The 23,289-nt window shown below is 66.7% G+C and carries 25 protein-coding genes and 1 pseudogene; 5 read left to right on the top strand and 21 right to left on the bottom strand.

Features of this window, described 5'->3' with window-relative positions; genetic code table 11:
• Window positions 1-2 precede the first annotated feature (2 nt).
• Both CKO31_RS13450 and CKO31_RS13445 read left to right on the top strand, forming a co-directional pair.
• The gene (locus tag CKO31_RS13450) at window positions 3-254 is read left to right on the top strand and encodes an ISAzo13-like element transposase-related protein (RefSeq protein WP_200238370.1); all 252 of its coding nucleotides are present in this window, start codon (window positions 3-5) and stop codon (window positions 252-254) included.
• A gap of 20 nt (window positions 255-274) precedes the next feature.
• Entirely contained in the window at window positions 275-2,197 is a 1,923-nt protein-coding gene (locus CKO31_RS13445; protein WP_200238295.1) for a hypothetical protein, read from the top strand.
• A gap of 206 nt (window positions 2,198-2,403) precedes the next feature.
• On the opposite strand, the gene CKO31_RS13440 is transcribed toward CKO31_RS13445, so the two are convergent.
• On the bottom strand, window positions 2,404-2,553 hold the full coding sequence (locus CKO31_RS13440) for a hypothetical protein (RefSeq protein WP_200238292.1): 150 nt from the start codon (window positions 2,551-2,553) through the stop codon (window positions 2,404-2,406).
• 180 nt (window positions 2,554-2,733) lie between these two features.
• Entirely contained in the window at window positions 2,734-2,979 is a 246-nt protein-coding gene (locus CKO31_RS13435; RefSeq protein WP_200238289.1) for a CopG family ribbon-helix-helix protein, read from the bottom strand.
• 375 nt (window positions 2,980-3,354) lie between these two features.
• Here CKO31_RS13435 and CKO31_RS13430 point away from each other — a divergent pair, with 375 nt between their 5' ends.
• Window positions 3,355-3,555 carry a hypothetical protein gene (locus CKO31_RS13430; protein ID WP_200238382.1) on the top strand — a complete coding sequence of 67 codons (201 nt, stop codon included), beginning with the start codon at window positions 3,355-3,357 and terminating at the stop codon, window positions 3,553-3,555.
• On the opposite strand, the gene CKO31_RS13425 is transcribed toward CKO31_RS13430, so the two are convergent.
• From CKO31_RS13425 to CKO31_RS13380, 10 genes are all read right to left on the bottom strand, one after another.
• Complete coding sequence (locus CKO31_RS13425; RefSeq protein WP_242475358.1) at window positions 3,469-3,834, bottom strand: helicase-related protein; 366 nt, start codon at window positions 3,832-3,834, stop codon at window positions 3,469-3,471. The two genes, CKO31_RS13430 and CKO31_RS13425, sit on opposite strands and share 87 nt — an antisense overlap.
• Before the next feature lie 7 nt (window positions 3,835-3,841).
• Window positions 3,842-6,982, bottom strand: coding sequence for a type I restriction endonuclease subunit R (locus CKO31_RS13420; RefSeq protein WP_200238283.1), 3,141 nt, complete (start codon window positions 6,980-6,982; stop codon window positions 3,842-3,844).
• Window positions 6,983-7,131: 149 nt separating this feature from the next.
• Complete coding sequence (locus CKO31_RS13415; RefSeq protein ID WP_200238280.1) at window positions 7,132-8,280, bottom strand: hypothetical protein; 1,149 nt, start codon at window positions 8,278-8,280, stop codon at window positions 7,132-7,134.
• A gap of 6 nt (window positions 8,281-8,286) precedes the next feature.
• Complete coding sequence (locus CKO31_RS13410) at window positions 8,287-8,817, bottom strand: DUF4365 domain-containing protein (protein WP_322789141.1); 531 nt, start codon at window positions 8,815-8,817, stop codon at window positions 8,287-8,289.
• A gap of 79 nt (window positions 8,818-8,896) precedes the next feature.
• Window positions 8,897-9,919, bottom strand: coding sequence for a DUF4268 domain-containing protein (locus CKO31_RS13405; protein WP_200238278.1), 1,023 nt, complete (start codon window positions 9,917-9,919; stop codon window positions 8,897-8,899).
• Entirely contained in the window at window positions 9,916-11,220 is a 1,305-nt protein-coding gene (locus tag CKO31_RS13400; RefSeq protein ID WP_200238275.1) for a restriction endonuclease subunit S, read from the bottom strand. The genes CKO31_RS13405 and CKO31_RS13400 overlap by 4 nt, the downstream gene beginning before the upstream one ends.
• A complete protein-coding gene (locus CKO31_RS13395; RefSeq protein ID WP_200238273.1) occupies window positions 11,213-11,488 on the bottom strand; it encodes a hypothetical protein in 276 nt (91 codons plus the stop codon). The genes CKO31_RS13400 and CKO31_RS13395 overlap by 8 nt, the downstream gene beginning before the upstream one ends.
• Window positions 11,478-11,702, bottom strand: a complete 225-nt coding sequence (locus CKO31_RS13390; protein ID WP_200238271.1) for a type II toxin-antitoxin system MqsA family antitoxin — start codon at window positions 11,700-11,702, stop codon at window positions 11,478-11,480. The genes CKO31_RS13395 and CKO31_RS13390 overlap by 11 nt, the downstream gene beginning before the upstream one ends.
• The gene (locus tag CKO31_RS13385) at window positions 11,699-11,986 is read right to left on the bottom strand and encodes a DUF4258 domain-containing protein (RefSeq protein WP_322789140.1); all 288 of its coding nucleotides are present in this window, start codon (window positions 11,984-11,986) and stop codon (window positions 11,699-11,701) included. The genes CKO31_RS13390 and CKO31_RS13385 overlap by 4 nt, the downstream gene beginning before the upstream one ends.
• Window positions 11,983-13,524 carry a class I SAM-dependent DNA methyltransferase gene (locus CKO31_RS13380; protein ID WP_274607752.1) on the bottom strand — a complete coding sequence of 514 codons (1,542 nt, stop codon included), beginning with the start codon at window positions 13,522-13,524 and terminating at the stop codon, window positions 11,983-11,985. The genes CKO31_RS13385 and CKO31_RS13380 overlap by 4 nt, the downstream gene beginning before the upstream one ends.
• 442 nt (window positions 13,525-13,966) lie before the next feature.
• Between CKO31_RS13380 and CKO31_RS13375 the strand changes: the two genes are divergently transcribed.
• Window positions 13,967-14,656, top strand: coding sequence for a DUF4124 domain-containing protein (locus CKO31_RS13375; protein WP_200238265.1), 690 nt, complete (start codon window positions 13,967-13,969; stop codon window positions 14,654-14,656).
• A 183-nt stretch (window positions 14,657-14,839) separates the two neighbouring features.
• Here the strand turns inward: CKO31_RS13375 and CKO31_RS27245 are convergent, their stop codons facing one another.
• The 5 genes from CKO31_RS27245 to CKO31_RS13350 all read right to left on the bottom strand — a co-directional run bounded on the left by CKO31_RS27245 (window position 14,840) and on the right by CKO31_RS13350 (window position 18,621).
• Window positions 14,840-15,052 carry a type II toxin-antitoxin system HicA family toxin gene (locus CKO31_RS27245; RefSeq protein WP_200238262.1) on the bottom strand — a complete coding sequence of 71 codons (213 nt, stop codon included), beginning with the start codon at window positions 15,050-15,052 and terminating at the stop codon, window positions 14,840-14,842.
• Entirely contained in the window at window positions 15,049-15,255 is a 207-nt protein-coding gene (locus tag CKO31_RS13365) for a type II toxin-antitoxin system HicB family antitoxin (RefSeq protein ID WP_200238259.1), read from the bottom strand. Before CKO31_RS13365 ends, CKO31_RS27245 begins: the two co-directional genes overlap by 4 nt.
• Window positions 15,256-15,602: 347 nt before the next feature.
• Window positions 15,603-15,854: a hypothetical protein gene (locus CKO31_RS13360; protein WP_200238256.1), complete on the bottom strand. Its 252-nt coding sequence runs from the start codon at window positions 15,852-15,854 to the stop codon at window positions 15,603-15,605.
• A 311-nt stretch (window positions 15,855-16,165) separates the two neighbouring features.
• On the bottom strand, window positions 16,166-17,779 hold the full coding sequence (locus CKO31_RS13355) for a hypothetical protein (protein WP_200238254.1): 1,614 nt from the start codon (window positions 17,777-17,779) through the stop codon (window positions 16,166-16,168).
• A 434-nt stretch (window positions 17,780-18,213) separates the two neighbouring features.
• A complete protein-coding gene (locus CKO31_RS13350) occupies window positions 18,214-18,621 on the bottom strand; it encodes a helix-turn-helix domain-containing protein (RefSeq protein ID WP_200238251.1) in 408 nt (135 codons plus the stop codon).
• 130 nt (window positions 18,622-18,751) lie between these two features.
• Between CKO31_RS13350 and CKO31_RS13345 the strand changes: the two genes are divergently transcribed.
• A complete protein-coding gene (locus tag CKO31_RS13345; RefSeq protein ID WP_200238248.1) occupies window positions 18,752-18,913 on the top strand; it encodes a hypothetical protein in 162 nt (53 codons plus the stop codon).
• 79 nt (window positions 18,914-18,992) lie between these two features.
• Here the strand turns inward: CKO31_RS13345 and CKO31_RS13340 are convergent, their stop codons facing one another.
• The 4 genes and pseudogenes from CKO31_RS13340 to CKO31_RS13325 form a co-directional block, all read right to left on the bottom strand.
• Entirely contained in the window at window positions 18,993-19,325 is a 333-nt protein-coding gene (locus CKO31_RS13340; RefSeq protein WP_200238245.1) for a P-II family nitrogen regulator, read from the bottom strand.
• A gap of 38 nt (window positions 19,326-19,363) precedes the next feature.
• Window positions 19,364-22,099: a DUF2309 domain-containing protein gene (locus CKO31_RS13335; protein WP_200238242.1), complete on the bottom strand. Its 2,736-nt coding sequence runs from the start codon at window positions 22,097-22,099 to the stop codon at window positions 19,364-19,366.
• 35 nt (window positions 22,100-22,134) lie between these two features.
• Entirely contained in the window at window positions 22,135-22,692 is a 558-nt protein-coding gene (locus CKO31_RS13330; protein ID WP_322789139.1) for a putative inorganic carbon transporter subunit DabA, read from the bottom strand.
• Window positions 22,689-23,289 (bottom strand): annotated as a pseudogene (locus tag CKO31_RS13325) (hypothetical protein); the annotation flags it as partial. The gene CKO31_RS13330 and the pseudogene CKO31_RS13325, both read right to left, overlap by 4 nt.

Here is a 23,289-nt window from a genome sequence, read left to right as displayed (position 1 = left end):
AAATCAAACGCTGCTGGGGCATTCTCGCAGCACACTGGAACGGCGCCCAATTGCGCGATGTGGACGCGATGCTCGGCTGGGCTGCAACCATGACCTGGAAAGGCCGTCATCCGGTCGTGGCGCTTTCACGTGAGATTTACGCCAAAGGCATCAGCCGCATCAAGAAGGCGATGGACCAGGTCGAAGCGCGGCTGCTGCGCAACCCAGAACTGCCCAAGTGGGAAATCCTGATTCAGCCCGCTTGCCCGATATGAAAGAAAGCGGAAATCGCCTTATGTTTTTCATGCGCCATGCGCTTGCTTTGTTCTTATTCACCTGTGTCATTCCCGCAACGGCCGGGATCTCCCAACCCGGCTGTGACGCCCTGGCGTCGTGGGCGGATACCTTTTCACCCCCCGCAGGCCGCGCCGGGCCCGCATCGGTGCCCGCAATTTTCCGTGACGAGGCCTTTGCCGGGATGTTCGGCAAAGCGCTCGACAAATGGGAAGCACGGGATTTCAGGTCGCTCGATAATTACATGAAGAGCTGCCAGCAACAGCTTTTCAAACAGGATCGACAAAAAGCCAACCAGATCAATAAGGTTCGGCGTCAGCTACCTAGCGTTCAACTGGCGCTGGAACAAACAGGTGAACGAGCGTCGGGTTCGACGGAGCAAGCCGCATCCAGCGGCGGGCAGCGACAGCCAAACAGGCGGAAGACGCCCGAGGCCCCGGCGCCCCGGCCACCGGTGGAGCCGGGAACGTTCACCCTGCCGGGTTGCGAGGCGTTGCACGGCTGGGCGGGAAGGCTCAAACGTGGCGAGACGGTCCAGGTGACCCCCAAGGTGGAGGTCAGCTCACTGCTTCGTCCGCAGTGGACGGCACCTCTGTTTGGACTGCCGGCGGAGCGCTGGAGTCGCAACCAGTATATGAGCGTGTACCAGGAACTGACCGCCTGTCGTAACGCGGCCAAAAAACGTGACGACAGCGCGGCCTTCAGCCGGTTGCACCAGGCGGCGAAGGTGGTTGGCAAGGGCGGCCAGGCCATGAGGCGGGTCGATCGTTTCCGCGAGGAGGCGGCTGAAAACGTGGAGAGGATCCTCGGGCACCAGGCGTCTCCTGCATTGCCGAAGATCGTGGAGGCCGCGCAGATGGCCCTTCGGGGCAAGGATCCGACTGAATTCGTGCAGGCGGAACGGGGCAGCTATCCCAGGTTGGGTTACCTGTTCGGGGACGCGAATGAGCTGGCTGCTTATGCCGACTACCTGACCGAACGGGATCGTCAGGAGCTGATCGAACGACTCAACGCGGGCAAGGGCGAAGTATTGGCCAAGAGCAGTGCCATCGAAAAGCAGCTGGCCGACGCCCGGGCCGCCATCGCAGCGGCCCCCGCCACCCTCGCCGGGGTGCGCAGCCTGAGGGAGCTGAACGATTCGCCGCTATTGGCCAGGATCGGGCTGGAGGAGGCTCAGGCCTTGCGCGCAGAGCTGCAGCAGCGGCAAAACGCGATACACGCCGAGCTGCGCCGGCAGCAGGCAGCCCGCAAGGCCAGGGCCGAGGCCGAGACGAACCGTCCAATGGACCTGGAGCCGCGCATGACGCAGCTGTTCCATGGCGAGGACCTGCAAGAACTGAACTTCGACGGCCTCGCTGTGGGCATGTCGAAGGAAGAGGCGATTTCGACGCTAAAACGACAGTGGAAGTACGAATACGACGACGGCATGAGTCTCGACAATGCCTTCGTCGCGACGCGCCCGCTCCATCCGCAACTCGAGAAGGAGCGGCGCAACGGCGGCAGGTTGCAGCTCGGCGTCATGGACGACGGGACGGTGGGCCAGCTGCGTTACGTCGAGCATTACAGGGCGATGCTCGTGAACACACAACCCCAGGCGTGGTTGCATAAACGCCTCGGCTCACCCGACGGGATCGAGAGCGCCCGGGGTGGGCGCCTGCTGACCTGGAAGGACGGGGACCTGCGACTCCAAGTCCTCGCAACCAATCAGACCGACGTGTTCTGGCGCGGCGCCGGCTACGCAAGCCGACTTGCGATCAGTATCTGGAGCGAGGACTACGAGCAGTACCTGGCCGACCTGGGTGAGCGTTGTCACCAGCTGCTCGAAGAGAAACGCGACACTGGCATTGTCGGCATGAACGAGGCGATGTGGTTCGCCAGGCATTGCAATCTGTCAGGTAATGCCAAGGACCACGCGGGGATATAGCTGTTGCGGCGAGAGCGCATAGATGGGTCGGGCCAGCGTTCACCTGCCCGATAACGCGACTGGCCTGAGCGAGTATTGTCCAGTTGCTGCCGGCCCGGCTGGCCGGCCAGGGTGGACCAACCTATCCAGGACGTGCCGGCGGCCGGTGGCTTGAACCGGGGCCGGGCCGCGCGGAGACTGACCCGTCGTATCCGTATCCGTGCTGCTCACCCCGGCGGCTGCAACTTCGCCACCCGGCTGACCTGGATGTCGGTGCTGAAGACGACGCCCTTGTGGCGGTTGAAGAAGGGCGTGAGGCCTTCGAGGATGGCCTCGGCGATGTCGGCGGGTACGGTGGTGATGATCATCACCAGCACGTCGTCCTCGTTGAACAGAGTCCATCGACGGGCGCTTTATCGCCGACGGTCTGGACCTGCTGCTGCCGGACCTGGTCGACCGCGTCCAAATCGCAGTCTGCGCGTCGGGTCCAAGGTATCCTCGCTCCGGCTGTCCCCTCCAGCGCGAGCATCGATCCGGTCAATCGAGGCCGCCTGTGATCAGCGTTCTTCGCCGGACTCCGCCCGCGACAACCAGCGCTGCTTGACGGCCTCGTGGCTCACCAGGCGACCGGCATCGGCATCGTCGACGCCGGCTTGGATGGCCTCGACCTGCCAGGCGTTCAGCCTGATGTACTCGTCGATGGCGCGCAGTGCCAGGAAGGACTTGGAACGCTTGGTAGCTGCCGCGAGGGCGTCCAGCGCGGCGTTGGCCTCGTCGGAGATGCGCAGAGTCAGCGTTGCCACCGCTGTGAAGCCTATGTCGTACACGTAGATGCAAACGTAGTCAGGCTGCTGTCGGCGTCAACCAGTGTGGCGCATGGCCTTCATCGACGCGGCGCCGGCCTTCGAGCCACGAGAACCCGCTGGTGCGCCGCCCCAAGCAAGGGTTGCGAGCAACCGCGTCCGCAGCTCTGAGAGCAGCCATCGAAGCGCAGGTCTCGTCGTTCAGCACCGGCTTGCGACCCTGTTTCCCGACCCGATTCCGCACGCGAACAACGGCTTGGCGGCTCCTGGCTGACCCAATCCCCGACCTGTGCACTGGGTGAAACCATGCTTGCCTCATGGTCTTTGGGTGTTGCATCATCCGCTTACCCAATACAAAGCATTGAGGAAGTCGTGATGTTGGCCGTCCATGAGCATCGTGTCTGCACCCTCGCGCACCGCATGGGGCTGCGTTTGGTACGCGCAACGGACAACGGCGGGCCGCCGCAGTATCGGCTGGTGGAGCCGCATTCAATGATGCCGGTGCTGCCCGGCAGCGCCAGAGCCGGCGCGGACCTGACCGAGCTGGAAGACTGGCTGCAGATGCCCTGGGAGTGACTCGCTGGAAGTCGCTGTCGGCGCTGCGAGCACACTGACGCTGAGACGGCGTTTGTCCTCGAGCAGCCGGTGCAGATTGGCGTCAAAACTGCGCTCCTCGTGCGTCGGATGCATCGCCAGCGGGATATGCACATGCACGTCGCGCTGCTGGCCGATGCGGTACACCCGATCGGTGCACTGATCCTCAACGGCGGGGTTCCACCAGCGCGAGAGATGGATGACGTGGTTCGCCGCAGTCAGCGTCAAGCCCACGCCCGCGGCCTTCGGTGACAACACCATCACGCGCTCAAGCCGCCCACCGCTCCGACAACACCTCCGCCTGCTGCAACACCGTCTGCACCGCAGCATCCTGCAAGTCCGGCGGATAGCCGTAGTGGCGCAGGATGCGCTTCACCAGCACCCGCATCCGCGCGCGGGCGGAGTCGCGCTGGGCCCAGTCGATCGTCACGTTCTTCTTGAGCTGGTTGAGCAGCACCGTGGCGATGATCCGGAGCTTCTCATCGCCCATGACCTCCACTGCGCTTTGGTTGTCGGCCAGGGCGTCGTAGAAGGCGATCTCGTCCGGGGACAGGCCCTGCTCGGCGCCCTGCTCGTGGGCGGCGCGGATGGCCTTGGCCAGCTCGATGAGCTCCTGGATGACCTCGGCGGTGGTGATGGCGTTGTTGTGATAGCGGGCGATGGCCTCCTCCAGGCGCTCGGAGAAGGCGCGGGTCTGGACCACGTTGGACTTGGCCCGGGCGCGGATCTCGCCGTTCAAGAGCTTGCGCAGGGCCTCGGCGGCGAGGTTCTTCTTCTCCATGCCCTGCACCTCGGCCAGGAACTCGTCGGAGAGCACGGAGATGTCCGGTGACTGCAAGCCCGCGGCCTGCATGATGTCGACGATCTCGGTGGAGACCACGGCGCGGCTCACGATCTGCTGGATCGCCAGATCGCGGTCCTTCGCACTCTGGGCGCTGCGCGGCGTCGGTTTGACCATCGCCGCCCGCACGGTCTGAAAGAACCCCACCTCGTCGCGGATCTCGCGGGCCAGATCGCTGGCGGAGGCGAGCGCGAAGGCCTTGGAGAGCGCCAGCACCGCGTCGCTGTAGCGCCGGTGCGCCCGCTTCTTGCCTTCGGGCGTCTCCTCGCGCGCCGCCGCCTCCTGCTGGCGGGTCAGAATCCAATCGATGGCGCCGGCGAGCACTTGCAGGCGCTGTTCTGGCGTACCGGTGACGCCCGCTTCGTAGTCGAAGCCATGGAACATGGCCCGCACCACCTCGACCTTCTCCTGCAGCACCGCGACGGCCTCGCCCTCGTCGATGCCGGCCTGGCGGCGGTCGCTGTCGGAGTAGCCCTTGAGCGCGCTCTTGAGGCGTTGGGCGATGCCTATGTAGTCCACCACCAGCCCCGCCGGCTTGTCGCGGAAGACGCGGTTGACCCGGGCGATGGCCTGCATCAGCCCGTGGCCGTGCATCGGCTTGTCCACGTACATGGTGTGCATGCAGGGGGCGTCGAAGCCCGTGAGCCACATGTCGCGGACGATGACGAGCTTGAGCGGGTCGTCCGGGTCCCGGGCGCGCTTGGCCAGCAGGTCGCGGCGTGACTTGCCCCCCAGGTGGCGCTGCCAGTCCTCCGGGTCCGCCGCGGAGCCCGTCATGACGATCTTCACGGCACCTGCCGCGTCGTCGTCGCTGTCCCAGTCGGGCCGCAGGCGCACCAGCTCGTCGTACAGGGCCACGCAGATGCGCCGGCTCATGCAGACGATCATGCCCTTGCCGTCCATGGCGGCGGTGCGCGCCTCGAAGTGCGCCACCAGGTCCTCGGCCACTTGGCGCAGGCGGCTCGGCGCGCCCACCACGGCCTCGACGTTGGACCACTTGCGCTTCAGACGCTCCTGCTCGCTGGCCTCCTCATCCTCGGTGATCTCGTCGATGTCTTCGTCCAGCGCGGCGCGGGCTTCGTCGTCCAGCTCCACGCGGGCGAGGCGGCTCTCGTAGTAGATCGGCACCGTCGCCCCGTCCTCGACGGCGCGGTTGATGTCGTAGACATCGATGTACTCGCCGAACACCGCCGGTGTGTTCACGTCGTCCTGCTCGATGGGCGTGCCGGTGAAGCCGATGAAGGAGGCGTTCGGCAGCGCATCGCGCAGATACTTGGCGAAGCCGTAGGCCACCTCGCCCGTCTTCTGGTCCACCCGGGCGTTGAAGCCGTACTGGCTGCGATGCGCCTCGTCGGCGATCACCACGACATTGCGCCGGTCCGTCAGCAGCGGATACGCCTGCTCGCCCTTCGCCGGCGCGAACTTCTGGATGGTCGTGAAGACGACCCCGCCGGAGGGCCGGGCGAGCAGCCGTTGCAGGTCCTCGCGGCTGTCGGCCTGCTGGGGCGTTTGGCGCAGCAGCGCCCGGCACAGGCTGAAGGTGCCGAAGAGCTGGTCGTCCAGGTCGTTGCGGTCGGTGATGACGACGATGGTCGGGTTGGCCAGCTCGGACTCGTCGATGATCCGCCCGGCGTAGAAGGACATCAGCAGGCTCTTGCCCGAGCCCTGGGTGTGCCAGATCACGCCGATGCGCCGGTCGCCCGCCGGCCCCGCCGCCAGCACCGTCGCCGTCACCGCATGCTCCACGGCGTGGAACTGGTGATAGCCGGCGACGATCTTCACCAGGCCGTCGCCCTTGTCCGCGAACACGGTGAAGTCCCGCACCAGGGCCAGGAAACGCTGTGGCTCGAAGACGCCCTTCAGCAACGTCTCCAACTCCGGTGCGCCCTTGGATGCGATGGTCTGCCCGTCCACGGTCCGCCAGGGCATGAACCGCTCCAGGCTCGCGGTCAGCGAGCCGATGCGCGCCTGCAGGCCATCGGAGGTCACCGCGACGGCGTTGGTGCGGAACAGACTCGGGATCTCCGCCTTGTAGGTCTGGAGCTGGTTGTAGGCGCCCGCCAACGTCGCCTGCTCGTTGCCGGGGCTCTTCAGCTCCACAACACCCAGCGGCAGGCCGTTGATGAACACCACCACATCGGCGCGACGCTCGTGCCCGTGCTCGATGACCATGAGCTGGCTCACTGCCAGCCAGTCGTTGTTGGCGGGGTCGGAGAAGTCGAGCAGCCAGGCCTTATCGCCGCCGATGCTGCCATCGGCGCGCTCGACCTCGACGTCGACACCCTCCACCAGCAGCCGATGCAGCCGGCGGTTCTCCTGGATCAGGTCCGGCAGCTCGGTCTGGCGGATCTTCTTGGCGACCTCCTCCAGGGTCGCCGCCGGCAGATGCGGGTTGATGCGCACCAGCGCCTCGCGCAGGCGATCCGCTAGCACCACGTCGGCGTAGCTGGCGCGCTCGGGTGTCGCGCCTTCCGGGGAGAGGTCCGGGCCGTGGGCTGTCGCGTACCCCAGTTCCGCCAGCCAGGCCAGGGCGGCGGCTTCGACATGGCTTTCGGCGAGCTTTGCCATGCTCGTTCTCCCGTCACTGTGCGTTGCCGGCTCGCAGGTGCCGCCGGGCGCCGGGCTGCCCCGGCCCACGACCGCTTGATCGTGCGAGCGGGCGGTTCTTCGTTCTTATGCCGGCCGTTCAGCAGAGCCCTGAGCGTCTGCAAACGCCGTCAATCATCGGCGGCGTCGGCATCCTGATCTTCCTCGACCCGGATCTCCCGCGGGTTGCGAATCTCCCACCGCTGGCCGACCGGATACAGGTCTCCCCGCAGCGAAAGGACCAGCTTCTCCTGGAACGCGCGGATCACCTGCGCGTAAACGGACTGCTCGAAGCGCACCCGGACGCGCTTCGGCTTGTCTTCGAGCAGGACCCGCAAGGTCGCGCTGCCGTCGAAGTGCTCCACCGGCCGATCCAGGGCGATCACGAAGCCGCTGAGACGCTCGTCCGTGAGGGGCTCGGACCTGCGAAAGACGCTGGCCGCTTCCCGCAGGACGTCCGCCACATCCGGGCTGAAATGGAACCGCTGATTGCGGCGGCCGGCCGGCCGGGTGCGCGCCCAGGACAAGCCGATGTCGATCCCGCGCGCGGCCTCGGCCAGCCGCGCGACCGCCTCGCACAGATTCGCGCTGACACCTTCGGCAACGGAGGCGTCGAACGGGGCGAAGGCCCCATCGGAGACCGCCCGATCGGCCGCCCGCTTGGCGGCGCCGAGCGCGTCGGCCAGCCGCAAGGTCACCGTGCGGGAGAAGGGCTCGTCGCCGAACTCCAGTCGCTGCTGGTCGCCGAGCCGCGGCTGTACCGGCGAGAAGACGGTCAGGACATAGCTGCCGCGCTCGCTCGGACCGAGCCGCACGGATTTCAGGTAGTCCGTGGCCTCGGTCACCTTCCGCAGGTGGTAGTTGCGCCTGGGGTCTACCGCTGCACAGGCCGCGGACAGCATCAGGTTCTCGGCCTCGCGATACAGGGTGACGCCCTGCTCGATGGCGATGGCGCCGTCCGCGTCGGCAGTGGCCGCACGCAGGCGCACGACATCAAGACCGGACACGGTGATATCACCGTAGACGGCGAGGGCGGATCTCTGCTCCACGTCGGCCAGAATCCGCACGGCCTCCGCCATGCGCAACGCATAGTCGCCGAGGTCGTCCCGGGCGGGCACCAGGATCTCCACCGCCTCGCGGGACCCGTCCCCAGGCCGGTACACGAGGGCCTTGTCGCCGATGCGGTCCACCAGCGTCCACCCCTGCGCATCGAGGTACGACTTCAAGTCGCCCCAGGGCAAGCTGCTCAGCGCGGCCTCGTCGGTCAGTTCGATTCGCATGACGAGTCAGAGGGCGGCAAGGTTCATCAGGGCTGCGAGCCGGTTCGGGTCGAAACGGTTCTCGCGGGGGATGCGCACGGTGACGCTGGCGCTATTGTCGCGCTCAGGCAGGCCCGCGAGCGAGAGGTAATAGCCGCAGTGACGCAGCACCAGCTCCTCCTCGCTGTGGGTCAGCCAAGCGTCCTCGGCCTGCGGCAGCACGACGAGGATGAGGATACGCGGCACGATGACCTCCGCGCGCAGATCGTCATAGTTCTTGATGGGCAACGGGAACCCGATGTCATCGTCGCCGAGCACATCGCGGGCCGTCGCCTTCGCCTGAAACTCGATCCTCGGCCGTCGCCCTGCGTGCGAAATCAGGGCACCGTCGATGCTGTCGACGTCCACGCTGGGCTCGACCACGTCAAAGCCGGCCTTGGCCGCGACCGCGGCGATGTAGGCGAGAGAGAACCGTTCCTTGCGGGTATTGGCATCCATCAGCATCTGCACCTCGGCGTGGCCGGCCGCTTCGGGGTGGCGCCTTGCGCGCGTCGGCACGAGCCACGAACCTCGGGGCCGTCAGACTCTGGGCGCCGCATAACCTCGCCGGCTACGCAGCGCTCTGTCACGCGTCTGGTCATGCGCCTTCGCCCGCGGCGTCGTCCGGCTGCCAATCTGCGGCATCCAGCGAGCGCACGCGCTCCCGGAATGCAGCGTTGAGCGCCTCTAGCTTGACCCGGAGCCAGTCGAAGAGCTCAGGCCAAGTGTCCCCGGCTTGCGGGTCGGCACTGCGCGTCACACCGATGCGGCAACTCCTGACGGCCTCGCGTGTGTACCAGATCAGCGGCTCGCCCACCTCGGCCTCGATGGCGTCCTTCTGCCGCGTCAGGAGCTGGAAGTAGGTCTTGGCATCTTCATCGGTGAGGTGCAGCTCCGCGCGCACTTCGCCGGGTCCCCACGCCTGGGTCTCGCTGCTCCAGGTCGAGATCGTCGCCATCAGCTTGCACCAGGAGCGCCCGATGGCCATCCACATCCAGCTTTGCTTCAGTGGCCTGGTGGGCCGGACCGCCGAGCCCCGCGCGAGCATGTGCTCGCGAAAACCGGTCCAGAAGTCCAGTTGGAGGCGCTGGGTCTCCGTGAGCGCGGTCTCGCTGATGCCTTTCGCTGCGTCCGTGACCACGCGCGTCCAGTCGTTGGGCTTGGAGACGACGTTGAACTTCGGCGCAACGGCGGAATCGCCGATGCGCCACAGCTCCACCTCCAGCCCGAAGAAGTTGAAGCGCTCATCGGTGATGTCGTTAAGCCAGTCCAGCGTGGCGCGGTGCTCCTCGGTAAAGCGCGCCGCGATCCAGACGATGGTCACGGCGTTGAGCCCGGCGGCATAGGTCAGCAGTTGGCCCAGGTGGATGTGGTCCGTGCGCTCCAGTTGGTTCTCCACCAGCACCCAGTGACCCTCTGCGGTGTCCCGGCAGAGGATGTCCGCGCGGAATGGCCCGACGTCCTTCTCCTGCGCTTCCACCTCCAGTTCCAGGCCAATGGCCTCGCCGAGCAGGGCGATGTTCTCGGACTGCGCGAGCCAGGGCGTGAAGTCCCCGGCCTCGGACTGCCAGGCGTCGCGCAGGTCCACCTTGGACAGCCTGCCGAGCGGTGCCGCACTCATGCGGCCTCTCCGACGATGCGCTCGGCGTCGCGCAGGCGGATCTCGCCGGACATGAGCTTGGGGAGGAGGAGGTCGCGGGTTTGGGCGAGGGTGCGGCTTTCCGCCTTGTGAGCCTCGATTCTGTCGAGAAGACTCCCGCAAGTACGGGAAAAGGCGTCTATGACCTCGGGGTCCGCAAGGACTATTTCAGTATTGGCGACAACATCCGGGCGAACTGCGGGATACGCTGCGCCGTCTGCCAGGAAGGCAAGCCGCTCGATGTTTTCCGGAGCCGTAGCCGCGAGCCAAACGAGCGCGCAATCGCGAGGCGACTTGGGCCTCAGCACCGCGAAGCCGGTGCTGCCCGTTAAGCCATCTTCCGCGATGAAGGCATAAGAGCCATTGCCGGGGCGGACAGTCCCAACGATGGTGTCGCCAGGCTTGAGTATGCGCCGCGCCCGGCTCGGCGCTGACGCCCATGAGTGCATCTCGGTCTTGTCGATCGTGCCCCAGTTGGTATTGGAGAGGTCCACGTATTCGACAGCGTCCGGGGCATTCCTCTTGGTCCAGGATTCCGGATTCAGATCCGCCACATCCGTCAAGGAACCGGCATCCCACCCCTCCGGCTTCCTCTCCGCATCCAGCCGATCCGGGAACAGATCCCACAGCGCAGGCTCCAGGTAGGGCGCGCGGCCCTCGGCCTTGGCCCGCGTGGGGCCGAAGTCCACGAACCAGTCCTTGAAGATCGCCCGCGCCAGCACCTCCAGCGTTTCGTTGGTCTGGCGGTTCAGCTCGATTTTGTCGTCGAGGGCGCCGAGCAGGTCCCCGATTTCCACCTGGTCTTGGAGTGGCGGAATCGAAATAGTCAGCGCCGCTTGATCTTTCAAGCTGAGGTATGGGGCCATATCCGTCGCATAGGCCAGGCCGTGAAGTTGCCCCCGGAACTCGTACGACAGCGACCAGAAGTAGAGATAGCGCTGGTCTAAGACAGTGGCGTCCTGCGAGCGCCAGTAGGAAAGATGCGGAGAATAGATCGCACCCGCCTCGGTCTCCCGTATCAGCCCGATACGCCCCGTCGAATTACCTTTGGTTGTGATGACTACATCACCGACAGATGCAGCCTTCGCGCCAAAGCGCTCCGTAGTCGTTTCTTTGAACCGATCTGGTTCCCTCAAGACAAACCCGTTGTCCTGAAGATACGCGGATCGAAGGAATACTGGGCCGTCTCCACCAAGCTCCGCATTCTTGGCTCGGTAGCCATCGCCGAAATCAAGGATGCCCGCTTCACGAAGGTGTTGGAACGTCGCAATCTGCTTATCCACTTGCAACCCTCCCCTCCAACTTCGCCTGAATCAAAGCCCCCAACTCCTCCCCCTCGGCCAACTGCTCATCGAGCCTCGCCTTCAGCGCCGCAAACCGCTCCGGAAAGGGCGTGCCGTCGTCCTCCACCGCCGCGGCGCCGACGTAGCGGCCGGGCGTGAGCACGTGGTCATCGCCGCGGACACACCCGCGGCCCATGGCCTGGATGCCTGGGCACGCCCCGGCATCCAAGCGGCGGCAACCGGCAGCTTGCGAGGCATCAAGCGGCATAGCGCAGGATCTCGACTTCCGCGTTGTGCGCCGCGGCGGTATCGGCCTGGCTGTAGACGCGCTGCGCAATGTCCGCGTCCAGGGTGTACTCGCCGCAGTTGTCGCAGACTTGCGCTGGCACCTGTTTGATGACCACCAGCGTCTCGCCTCGCGTCAGGGAGACGGTGACTTGGCCGGGGAACATCCGGCCGTTCTTGCAGGTGATGCAGTTCATCGGTTTCTCCGCGTCTTGAAGTCGGTGCTCCAGAGCGCCGGGTTGGGAATGTAGGCGGTGACAACGATACAGTCGCCCGAGGCAGCGTCCTGCGCAACGACGACATGCACTGGGGTTGCATCCCTCCAGCCAAGTATGAGCCGACTCGGGAAGGGCTGGTCGTGGGGGTATTGCTGGATGATCTCACCGCTGGCAATCACCGCCTCGACCAGTGCCGGCGACAGGGATCGCTCGAACATTCGCTCGAAGGCGTGACGAGCGTAGCGGATCGCGGCGCAGCTCACGGCACATCGATGGCCCGCAGCTTGGCCTGGATGAGCGCGGACAAGGCCTCGCCCTGGGCAAACTGCTCGTCCAGCTTCTCGGTCAGCTCCGCAAACCGCTCCGGGAAGGGCGTGCCGTCGTCCTCCACCGCGGCGGCGCCGACGTAGCGGCCTGGGGTCAGCACGTGGTCGTGGCCGCGGATCTCGTCCAGGCTCGCGGCCTTGCAGAAGCCGGGGACGTCCTCGTAGCCGCTCGCGTCGGCGCCGCCGCGCCAGGCGTGGTAGCTGCCGGCGATGCGGTCGATGTCCTCATCGGAGAATTCGCGGCGGGTGCGGTCCACCAGGTGCCCGAGCTTGCGGGCGTCGATGAATAGCACCTCGCCGCGGCGGTCGCGGGCACCCTTGCGATGCGGGCGTTTGTCGCGGGCGAGGAACCACAGGCAGGCGGGGATCTGCGTGGAGTAGAAGAGCTGCGGCGGCAGGGCGACCATGCAGTCCACGACGTCGCCCTCCAGCATGGCGCGGCGGATGTCGCCCTCGCCGGACTGCTGGGTGTTCATCGAACCGTTGGCGAGGACGACGCCGGCGCTGCCGGTGGGGCTCAGGTGATGGACGATGTGCTGGAGCCAGGCGTAGTTGGCGTTGCCCGCGGGCGGCACGCCGTACTGCCAGCGGGCGTCCTCGCGCAGGCGCTCGCCGCCCCAGTCGGAGATGTTGAAGGGCGGATTGGCTAGGACGAAGTCGGCGCGCAGGTCCGGCAGCGCGTCGCGATGGAAGCTGCCCTCATTGTTCCAGCGGATGTCGGCGTCGATGCCGCGCACCGCCAGGTTCATCTTGGCGAGGCGCCAGGTGGTGTAGTTGCTCTCCTGGCCGTAGATGGCGATGTCGCCGCGCCGGCCGCCGTGCTCTTCGACGAACTTCTCCGACTGCACGAACATGCCGCCGGAGCCACAGCAGGGATCGTAGACGCGGCCCTTATAGGGCTCCAGCATCTTCACCAGCAGCCCCACCACCGAGCGCGGGGTGTAGAACTCGCCGCCGCGCTTGCCCTCGGCGCCGGCGAAGCCCGCGAGGAAGTACTCGTAGACGCGGCCCAGGATGTCCCGGGAGCGGTCGGCGCCCTCGCGCATCGCGATGCCGCTGATGAGGTCGATCAGCTCGCCGAGCATGACCTTATTGAGCGCCGGGCGGGCGTAGTCCTTCGGCAGCACGCCCTTGAGCCGCGGGTTGGCGGCCTCGATGGCGATCATCGCGTCGTCGATGCGCTTGCCGATGTCGGTGGACTTGGCGTGGGCCTGGAGGTGGGACCAGCGGGCCTCCCCAGGCACCCAGAAGATGTTCTCGGCGAGGTACTCGTCGCGGTCCTCGGCGATGGCGTAGCGGGCGGCTTCTTCCTGGACGTAGTAGAAGCTCTCGGGGTCCGCGGCGTCGCGCAACAGGTGCTCGCGCTTGGCCTCGAAGGCGTCGGAGATGTACTTCAGGAAGATCAGCCCCAGGACGACATGCTTGTAGTCGCTGGGCTCCATGTTGCTGCGCAGCTTGTCTGCGCTTGCCCACAACTGCGCCTCGAAACCGAGGTCGCCGCCCCCGTTCCCGTTCCGGTCCGTCCCCACGATACGCCCCCTGTTTGGTTCTGAGCGCGCTGACACGCTCGCCACACGCCTACTCTCCGCGCGCTAACCCCGACCCTTCCCACGCACCTGCGATACGTCGGCCGGCACCGCCCTAACCTCGCCCGCCGTGTACCGCAACACCATGACCTCCAGCATATTCGCCAGGCTGCGGCGCTCGCGCTCGGCCGTCCCCCGCAGCGCCGCCTTTAACTCCGGCGCGATGCGGCCAGTCAAGGTTTCGGTCTTGGTGGCTAGCATCGGGGTCCGACCCTTTGTCTATACTGCGTGTGTGCATCAAACGTAACGCACAGCGCGCTCTCAGGGAAACCCTGGTCGTGCACCAAGTCAATAACGGGTCGCAGAGCGCTCGAACGGACAGGGAAACACCATGCGCACAGCCCTCCTCCCCGCGGCCGCCGCAGCGCTCGCCCTCGCCTGCCCCGCCCTCGCCGGCTTGAACAAATGCGTGGACGCTAGCGGTAACGTCACCTACCGCCAGACCGCGTGTCCGGGCAGCGACACGGCGCAGGAGATCGCGACAGCGCCCGACCCCACCGCGGGCCGCAGTGCCGGAGCGGCGGCGTGCAATGCAGTTCGCAAGCTGGCAGACGTACTCACCAACCATCACGTGGTGGACGGCTGCGGCTCCATCCGGGTGCAGCACGGCGAGCGCTGGCACGACGCAAGGCTCACCCACTCCCGCGCCAGCACGGACCTCGCGATCCTGCGCGTCGAAGACCTGAAAACGCAGCCCGCTGTGTTCAGCAGCGCCGAGGCGAACCTCGGCGAGACTGCCAGCGCCGCCGGCTACCCGCTCCAGGACATGCTCTCGCGCCAGGTGAACGTCACCAGCGGGATCGTCAGCGCCAACGCCGGCATCTGCGAGGAGACCACCCACAGTCACCGCCGCTTGATCCCGAATAGATTGGGCACCCGCTTCCAGCTCATCCAGCATCGTCGCCAGCGGCCGCCGCTAGGCCCGGCAGCCAGCGGCAAGAGCACGCTGACGAACCGGTTCGATATCGTTTCGGCCGCCAGCCATTCCCGGCTGGTGCCTTCTGCACTTTGGCAGCGCTGAGCCCCCGCCCACCCCAACCCGCCGATCGATCCCTGGCCCGGGACAGCCGCTTCCTGTGCCGTAGCGGACGCTCACGAGCCAGGGCGGGGTTGGCCGTTGTCGACCCATAGGAGACATAACGTCACGGCTAACCCGAGCTGACCGCTGTTTGGCCAGCCTCGGAGTTTATCCCCTTGTTGGGCGCTATAAGTCTTCCGGTCGCAAGCCCGTGCGCTTTGCAATACGCGCCAACATTCGTGGCCCGATTTCCTCCGAGTCGTGAAAAGCGAAAACGAAATCCGGATAATCTTCCTTGGCGAGTGTTCGATGAGATCCCGAAGACCGCTTGATTTCCCAGCCGTTGCGGCGTAGAGCGGCGAGTACCCGCTTCGCTTTGGTACTTGGCCACTGGCTCATGCCGCAGCGAAATTGATGTGGATCGGTTCTGCCAATTGCTCTCCATTTTCAAGTCTCTCGGCGAGAACCCGAAGAGCCAGTGCTTCGACATGCGCGATTGCTTCGTCTTTCGTGCTTCCGTATTTCATCGCGCCCGGAATTTCAGCGACTTCTGCAATCCATCTCCCGTCCACTTCCTGTTCTATTTCTACAGTGAATTGCATATTTCGCCTCGATTGTCTGTTCTCCGCCCAACGAGTGGTTGTCCGAATTCCGCATAACTCCCCTGAACGGCATGTTATCGAGAAGGACGAGAACACCTGCCGACCGATGAGGATCGCTTGGACCGTCGAAAGGTGATTGTGTTCGATGCGACCTTAGCACAAGTCGCATTGGGTCGGCCCCTTGACCGAATGGTGCCGCCGGACGGCACCCGGGTCAAGGGCCGCTTCTGGCCGGTTCCCGCCTCCCAGGGGACGCATCTCGAACGTCCGCTGTAGAATTCATAACTGCCGGACGCCAGGGAGATCCCGGAAGGAAGTTCCGGACCCAGAGCAGTGGGCACCGCTCGCTAACCTAAGCCGCGCCGCCGCAGGCTCCACAGGATCATCGCCAGGTTCGCGGTATCCACCTCCTCCCCTTCAGCCGCCGGCGCGCGCGTAACCAGCATCTCGAGGATGCGCTCGTACTGCGCCGGGTCGTCCCAGCCGCGGTAGCCCTTCAGCGCCTGCTCGCGCAGCCGCGCCTTCATCTCGCCGGCAAACTCGTCGACCGCCGCATTCAGGCGGTCGATCTCTGCTTGCGTCGCAGCGTCGATCGTCATCGCGCACCTCCTCCCCTTTTTTCGCCACGCTTCCCCTGCTCTGTCAAGCCAGCAGATCTCTCCTGGCTGTCAAGCGGCCGTTCGCCGCCTCAGTCGCTGCCCGACCCGGACGCGCCGCAGCCGGCCCCCGACACCGCGACCCCGAGCCCCTGGGCGCCGACCCGCGGCATCCGTTGCCCGGAACGCGACCAGCAGCCGCGCCTCGTCAAGAGCAGGGACCCCGAGCGATAGGAGCATCCACAGGGCACTGGCCGGAACGCAGCCGGGGGCCAACCGATCCCCGGCCACGCTCCGAATCGGGGCAACCCAAGCTAACGCGGGACCGCCGCACCTCCGAACAGAATCCGACGCACCTGATGATCGAAGTCAAACCGCGCCGCCTTGCGCTCGTCCGCAGGCAGCTGTTCCCACACAGCGCCTGCGAAGAGATGCGCAAAGATCTCGCTTGGCCGATGTTCCTCAAGCACCTCCGGTAGGACGTCGAGCACCTCAGGCCGCTCCAAGACCGCTGGGTCAATGAGCTGTTGCTCAGCCAGTCGCTGAAGGAGCGTTTTCAGCCCCGCGCCCTCGTCAAGCGCCGACAGCTCGTCCAGTAGGGACGCATAAGCGAGCGTCCACCAGCCCTCCCACTCGAGCTCCCGGATGGCGGGAGCGCGGACAGTGACCTGGTACTGCCCGAGATCGCCATAGCCGCCTGCGCTACGCACACCGACAGCGTAGTGGCCGGGAGGATTGTCCCGAGCGCCGATCACCAGGGTGGCCTTTGCCCAGAGATCCGTTTGACCATGCCCAACGGCATAGCTTGTCACCTTCTGCCAGCCACTCCACCAGGACAGAGGACCAGCGGCGCGATGGTAGATCTCCAGCTCGGCGTCGAGATTGGCCGTCGGATCGTTGAGCGGCTTGCTCAGCTTCCTGTTGATGGTGTCGACCCGGATATCGAGCCGCTGACTGCCCCCGGGTCCCCAATCGGCTTCGAACAGAAAGAAGTCCCGATGGTCGCCGATCAAAGGAACCGGTCGCGGATGGGGGCCTAGACACAGCAGACCAGCGCGCAGCACAGGCGAATCCAGGATCTCGCCCTCGGGGCATGCGGACGGATCGCTCGCCTCGTTGATCTCCACGATACCTTCCCCCTTCAGTACCCGGTCTCCCCCGTAATCCGGGGCGCGTTGCAACAAGCTGCCAAACTGCGGCGTGTCGCCATGATCGTCAGCGCGCAGACCAAGCCCGTCCGCGAGGGTATCGATATCGTCCTGCGGCCCGATGATGATCTCCCCGGTCCTTCGGTCGTAACCGCGCTCCACCTGCTCATCGGCGTACCAGATGTCGCGCCGGTCCGAAAAGGAGCCCAAGATCGGAAAGCCGACATGGGCCGGAGCGCCGACGGGATGATGCGTTGCGGTGTAATGACTGAGCCATTGCCCGGAGAGCCAGGCAATGGAATGCGCGAGCTCGTGGGAGGACGTCTGCGCAATGTCCTTATTCGAACGGACGTCCGCGCAGGCCGGGCCCGAGCCCGGCGCGAAGGCGGCCACCAGGACGGCGTTCTCCACCAAGGGGTGGCTGGAGAGGCCGTAGACCGCTCTTGAATAGTTCCAGTCAGTGTAGTCGCCGCCAATGATCACCCTGAAGCCAACGTCCGCCCCCTCTTCAAGATCCGGGGGCTCCTCAGTGGTGATCTCTACGTCGAATGGTGCGAAATCCTCCCGGACACGCTCCGCGATGTCGGCACGATCGGCAGCACTGCCGCAGAACGGCGGCACATCGAGGTACAGCCAATCGGTCTGATTCGGGCTTCGATAATTCGCGAACCAACCTCGATGACCGTCGAAATCGAGGAAGATGGTGCGATCTGCACTGGCTGGCGATGCCACCAGCGCAATGCTCAACAGGCTCAGCGAGGTCAGAGTTCTGATTGCCATCGAGATACACCTCCCGGGCTATGTCGCGTATTGGAAACCATAGGGATCGCTTCAGATCCGGGAGCGAGCACAGAAGCCCGGACTGCTGGGAGCTTCGTCAACACTGCCGCCCCGGATGCAGCGCCTCGGCCATCCACAGCAACCAAGCGCGCTGCTGGGTTAAACGTACAACCAACTCCGAAAGCAGTCAGCGACGACCGGCGTAGGATTCCGGCCGGATTGACAGTGGCGCATTCCCACCCCGGGGTCAGATCAATCCTACGCGGCGTAGGCTGGCGGAGAGAGCCAGAAGAACGGCTGACAAGGGCACCTGCCGGATGCGCCGAGCCGAGGCGCGGCCAGCTTTGGCTTGGGCGAGTCCGGAGACGCCAAGGTCGTCGTCAGTCAGCGCAGCCGCCGGCCGATGGCCCGGTTCAGCGCGCGGGCGGTCACGCTCATCCCGCCCCGGCGCTGCGGCCGGTTTTGCGCCGGCGCCGGCCCTGCCCGGGCGGCGGGTCGAGCTGCACCGCTTCGGCGATGTCGAGCAGGCGGCAACGCCAATCCACGTCGGCTCGGCGAAAGGCGTCAAGGAGACGCATTTCCTCCGCGGACAGGGCGTTGTCTTCGCCGCCCTCGACACCCAGCAGCTCGGCGGCGTTGACAATGACGAGGGCGTCAGCCAACGTCCGCGCCGCCTCGATGCTCGGCCGGCGGAGGCCCTGCTCGTAGTTGCTGATCCGCGACTTGCTGTAGAGCCCATTGGTGAGCGCCGCCAGCTGGGCGAGGCTCAAGCCCCGCTCATGGCGCGCGGCGCGCAGCCGCTGACCGATCTCGCGGGTCAGCTCGTGCTCTGAGTCCGTCATGCTTTCCTCCCTCCAAGCCATGGGCAGGGATCTATCCTACCCGAGGCGACAACGGGTACACAGCCTGGAGCGGTCCACCCTCGGCGAGCGCGAGGGGGGGACGGAGCGTGACTCAACCTCGATCCGGTATTTGAACCACGAAGAACACGAAGAGGCTCAGGAGCATACGCATGCTCACGCCTTCACCCGACGGGTGAGCGAGATCACGGGGATGCCCACCTTCAAGCGCCTGTCTTTCTTCGTGTTCTTCTTCCTGCTCTTCGTGTGCTTCGTGGTGAACTGCTCTTTCTAGGGAGAAGCAGCCCCCGCGACCCCTGGGCTGACACCACCGGGGCACCCGGGCGCTCAGCGCTGCAAGCGCTTGCGGGTGGTTACCCCGGCGGCTGAAACTTGGCGAGCCGGCTGACCTGGATGTCGGTGCTGAAGACGACGCCCATGTGGCGGTTGAAGAAGGGCGTGAGGCCTTCGAGGATGGCCTCGGCGATGTCGGCGGGCACGGCGGTGATGATCATCACCAGCACGTCGTCCTCGTTGAACATGAGGTGGGCGTCGTGGGCGCCGTGACTGCCCTTGCCGGAGAGGTTGTGGACCACGGTCCAGCCGCTGACGCCGGCGCGCTCCAGCAGGTCGAGCACGAAGTCCTGCTGCTCGCCCTGGACGATGATCTCCAGCTTCTTCAGCTGGCTGTGCTTGAGCTCGTGCATGGGCGGGGTCTCCGGGTGGTGACTGGGGGCGCCGGCGCTCAGGCCGGCAGGCGGATGGGCTGCGGCTGCCAGGCATCGCGCTCGCCGTGCTCCGGATCATAGACCTGCGCTTGGCCGGTCTCGGGGTCCAGCACCACCAGCCGGATCCAACCGTTGTGGACCAGCTCCCGGGGCTTGTAGAGCTTGGCGAGCAGCGCTTCCACCAGCGCCAGCGGCGCCTCGATGACGGTGACCAGCCGCATGGGCTGGTGATAGGGCACATGGCCGCGGAGCATGGTCTGGGCTGGCAGGCCGGTGCGCAGATCGCTGAGGTTCCCCGTCACCACGCCGAAGCGCCCGACGACGTTGTGATACACCTTGCTGCCGCTGCCGAAGGCCTCGTTGTCCACCACCGAGAAGAAGTGCTCCAGGTTGATCCACTGGGCGACAATGAGCGGCCCGGTGAGAATGGTCTCCAACAGCCGCCCCTTGGGGTCGACGCGGTAGTCGTAGCTGTGCAGGAAGCTGCGACCGTCCAAGTCCAGGCGCCGGGTGAGCGCGCGGCGGCCGATGACGAAGGCCGCGTTCTTCGATAGGCCCCATTCCGGGCGGACCTGGGTCCAGTCCAGGGCATGGCGCTTGACTCGGCGGGCGGCGGCCTCGGGACTGCTGATGCCGGACTCGCCCAGCTCGCGGCAGCGCTCGGCGGCGGTGAGGCGCCCGGCGGCCGTGAGGTCCTCGCGGATGCGATCGACGCGGGTGAGCGCCGTTGGCGGCAGCTCGTCGATGTCCGCCAGGCGGATCTCGTCGGTGGTGGTGTCGTGCAGCGCCGGGATGAAATGGGTCTCGGCGGGAATGTCGATGCCCTGCTCGGTCAGGAGCTGGCGCACCTCCCGGCGGTTGGCCATGGCCGCGAAGATGCGGGCGTTCACCAGCCCCTGGTCGCCGCCGCAGGCGCCGCAGTCCAGCGCCGACTCGTAGGGGTTGTTCTCGGACGTGCTGCCGTGGCCCACCACCAGCACGGTGCGCCCGAAGCCCGCCGTGAGTCCGATGCCGCGCAAGGCCGCACCCACCAGCTGGGCCTGGCGCTGCGGGCGGAAGCCGATCTTGGCCAGGTGCTCCAGCTGGATGCGCGCCTGGTCCGGGTTGACCCGATACTCCACTTGGAGCGAGCGGATGAACACCGCCTCGCCGGCTGGGTCCACCCCGAAGCGCCGGGCGAGCTCGGTCTGGCCCTTGCGGTGCTCCAGCGCCGTCTCCCGCAGCTCCCGGATCATGGGGCTGGTGAGGTGCTCGCGCTTGACGGCGAAGTGGCGCTCCACGGCCCGCACCACCATCTCGTCCTGGAGGTTGGCCACCAGCTCGCGGGCCTCGTCCTCGGAGAGCTTGTCGAACAGCAGGCGCGCCGGTGGCTTGCGGGTCTCCAGGCGCTGGCGCCAGGTGTTGTAGGCCCGCGGCGCGAAGGTCTTGCCCACCATGTCGAAGCCGAATAAAAGCCCCACGGCCTCCACGGTGACATAGGGCGCGAGCACGGTGTTCTTGAGGTCGTGCACCACCTCGTGCGCCAGATCGAACAGCGAGTCCGCGTGCTTGGCGTGGGTGTGGGGCATCTCCACGGCGACATTCTTCGGCGTCACCACCGCGGGACAGAGCGCCGTCTCGTGCCCCTTGCCGAATTCCACGAAGGCGATGGGGATGCCGAAGAAGCCGGCGATGCCGAAGGTCTCGTAGTCGCCCACCGCCTCCAGGTGGCGGCGCAGGCGCTCGGAGCGCACGTCGATGCAGAACAGTGCCTGCACCGGGCCGGCCGGCCCCGCCGGCGTCTCGCCGGACGCTGGGGCAGTCGGCATCGCGCCGGCCTCCTCCCCCGCCGCCGCATCGATGCGCGCCAGCAGCGAGCGCAGATGCGCGCGCTCCAGCGAGCGGGTCCAGAGCATGCCCTCATGGGCCTTGGCCGCGTAGATGCCGTCGATGATCTGGTGCAGCGCGTCGTCATCGCGCCCGAGCAAGGCCTCCCGGTCCAGACCTGCGGCGGCCGCCATGGTCTCCACCCGCCGTGCCCGGGTGCAGGCCTCGCGGGTGGTCTTCTCGCGCTCGTAGACCAGGTACAGGGCGTCGATGCGGGCCGGATCGCCCGAGTCCAGCGCCACCTCGATGCGGTGCGCGAAGTCCGGCAGCACGGTGCCGGCATTGAGCTCTCGGCGCAGCACGCATTCGCGCGGATGGGCGGCCGCGAAGTCCAGCAGTGCCGGCCAGCGCAGGTCGCGCCGCAGGCGCCGGCCCGCGTCTTCCAGCAGCGCCAACCCCAGCACCAGGCGCACGGCCAGGTAATCCGTCAGGTCCGCCGGGTTGCGCTGCTGCCAGTAGTAGTGGGCCGCCTGCGCCCGCCAGCGCACGAAGCCCGCCCAGCCATGCAGCCGGGAGAGCTCCACGGTGACATAGCTCATCCAGCGGTGCTCCGGCACGCCGAGCCGGTTCATGACCAGATCGATCATGGCCTCCGGCTCGTCCGCCTGATCGAGGATGGCGGCGACGTCCAGCCCGCGCATGCGAAGCCGCCGGTTACGCCGGGCGATATTGGCCCAGGCCAGGAACAGGCCCTGTTTGCGCCCGGGCATGCGCCAGACGGACTGGCCCTCGTCGAAGAAGTCCATCAGGCCCTTGATGAGCAGCTCGTTCAGCGTCTCGCCGATGCGGGTGCCGAAGAGCTGGTCCGCGGCGTCGTACAGGGTCAGATCGCGGCCGAGCTGCTCGGCGAGTGGCTGTGTGCCCAGCGGGGCGGTACCGGCGCTCATGGTGGGGGCTCCCGCAGACGGCGCACGACGCAGGCTCAGCCCTGCCCGCCGCGGCGCAGGCAGGCGAGGACTTCCTCGGCGCAGGGCTCGCGGTCGCCGGGGCTCGGTTGGCTGGTGGCGGTCATCATGGCGAGCAGGAGCTCGCGCAGCAGCGCCGCGACCTCGCCATGCGCCGCATCGCCGTCGTCGTCCTGGTCGGCGAGCCAGGTGGCGACGAAGGCGTCGATCTCCGCGGCGAGATCGTCCGGCTGCATGGCGCCGTCGGCGAGCATGCGCTGATACGCCGGGCGCGGCAGCCAGCCGCGGGCATGGAAGAGCCGCGTGGCCTCGGCGACGGCGTCCTCGAAGGGCAGATGCTCCAGCCCGTGCAGCGGGTTGTGGTGGATGAAGTTGCGCATGGGCCAGAAGAAGGGCAGCACCTCCCCGGCCACGCTCACCATGCTGCGGATCTTGAGCTTCTTGCCGAGGGCCGGGCGATGCTTGCCGTCCGCCCCCGGCGCCGACCCCGCAGCCGCCGCGGGCACGTCGGCATCGGCTTGCCCACGGGCATCCGAAGCAGCGCCCGCGGCCTTATCGAATACGGCATTCGTCACAGCATCCCCTCCACCAGCACCAGACCGAACAGCGCCAGAGCCCCCATGCCGCTGCCATGCAGCAGCACGGCGCGGCTGTCCAGGTCGACATAGTCCAGGTCGGCCCGCGGCTCACCGAAGACGATGCCGGCGAGCAGGTTGATGCCGGCCCAGGTCCACAACAGCCAGGCCAGGCTCACCGGCAGCAGGGTGAGCAGCTCGTTGGCACCGATACCGCCGAATGCGAGATCGGCGATCGCGAAGAAGCCCGGCGAGAAAGGCACGCCCACGGCCACCAGCACGGCGACGATGAACAGCGCCGCGAATCGCGGCATGCGCAGCGCCAGCCCCGGATAGAGCCCGGTGCGGGCGATGCCGAAGCGCCGGGTCAGCCCATCCAGCAGGAACCACAGCGGCAGCAGCGACGCCCCGAGCCCCAGCGCCGGCAGCAGCGGCGGCACATCGTGGGCGGCGCCTACCCACACCAACGCCAGGGCGGAGGTGTAGAGCTGACCGATCCAGATCTGCCCGTCGCGGGCGCTCAGCAGCCGAAAGGCATAGAGCAGCGAGGTGAGCCCGCCCCAGAGCGCGAAGGCGCTCACCAGCCAACCCCCGCTG

Source organism: Thiohalocapsa halophila, assembly GCF_016583825.1.
Taxonomy (GTDB): Bacteria; Pseudomonadota; Gammaproteobacteria; order Chromatiales; family Chromatiaceae; genus Thiohalocapsa; species Thiohalocapsa halophila.
The sequence above is the reverse complement of the archived record's forward strand: the minus strand, read 5'-3'. Positions and strand labels throughout refer to the sequence as shown.

Coding starts and splice junctions, on each gene's coding strand:
- CKO31_RS13445 (WP_200238295.1), top strand. CDS start 275: ATGTTTTTCATGCGCCATGCGCTTGCTTTGTTCTTATTCACCTGTGTC.
- CKO31_RS13430 (WP_200238382.1), top strand. CDS start 3,355: ATGTTGGCCGTCCATGAGCATCGTGTCTGCACCCTCGCGCACCGCATG.
- CKO31_RS13425 (WP_242475358.1), bottom strand. CDS start 3,834: ATGGTGTTGTCACCGAAGGCCGCGGGCGTGGGCTTGACGCTGACTGCG.
- CKO31_RS13420 (WP_200238283.1), bottom strand. CDS start 6,982: ATGGCAAAGCTCGCCGAAAGCCATGTCGAAGCCGCCGCCCTGGCCTGG.
- CKO31_RS13415 (WP_200238280.1), bottom strand. CDS start 8,280: ATGCGAATCGAACTGACCGACGAGGCCGCGCTGAGCAGCTTGCCCTGG.
- CKO31_RS13405 (WP_200238278.1), bottom strand. CDS start 9,919: ATGAGTGCGGCACCGCTCGGCAGGCTGTCCAAGGTGGACCTGCGCGAC.
- CKO31_RS13395 (WP_200238273.1), bottom strand. CDS start 11,488: ATGCCGCTTGATGCCTCGCAAGCTGCCGGTTGCCGCCGCTTGGATGCC.
- CKO31_RS13390 (WP_200238271.1), bottom strand. CDS start 11,702: ATGAACTGCATCACCTGCAAGAACGGCCGGATGTTCCCCGGCCAAGTC.
- CKO31_RS13375 (WP_200238265.1), top strand. CDS start 13,967: ATGCGCACAGCCCTCCTCCCCGCGGCCGCCGCAGCGCTCGCCCTCGCC.
- CKO31_RS27245 (WP_200238262.1), bottom strand. CDS start 15,052: ATGAGCCAGTGGCCAAGTACCAAAGCGAAGCGGGTACTCGCCGCTCTA.
- CKO31_RS13365 (WP_200238259.1), bottom strand. CDS start 15,255: ATGCAATTCACTGTAGAAATAGAACAGGAAGTGGACGGGAGATGGATT.
- CKO31_RS13360 (WP_200238256.1), bottom strand. CDS start 15,854: ATGACGATCGACGCTGCGACGCAAGCAGAGATCGACCGCCTGAATGCG.
- CKO31_RS13355 (WP_200238254.1), bottom strand. CDS start 17,779: ATGGCAATCAGAACTCTGACCTCGCTGAGCCTGTTGAGCATTGCGCTG.
- CKO31_RS13350 (WP_200238251.1), bottom strand. CDS start 18,621: ATGACGGACTCAGAGCACGAGCTGACCCGCGAGATCGGTCAGCGGCTG.
- CKO31_RS13340 (WP_200238245.1), bottom strand. CDS start 19,325: ATGCACGAGCTCAAGCACAGCCAGCTGAAGAAGCTGGAGATCATCGTC.
- CKO31_RS13335 (WP_200238242.1), bottom strand. CDS start 22,099: ATGAGCGCCGGTACCGCCCCGCTGGGCACACAGCCACTCGCCGAGCAG.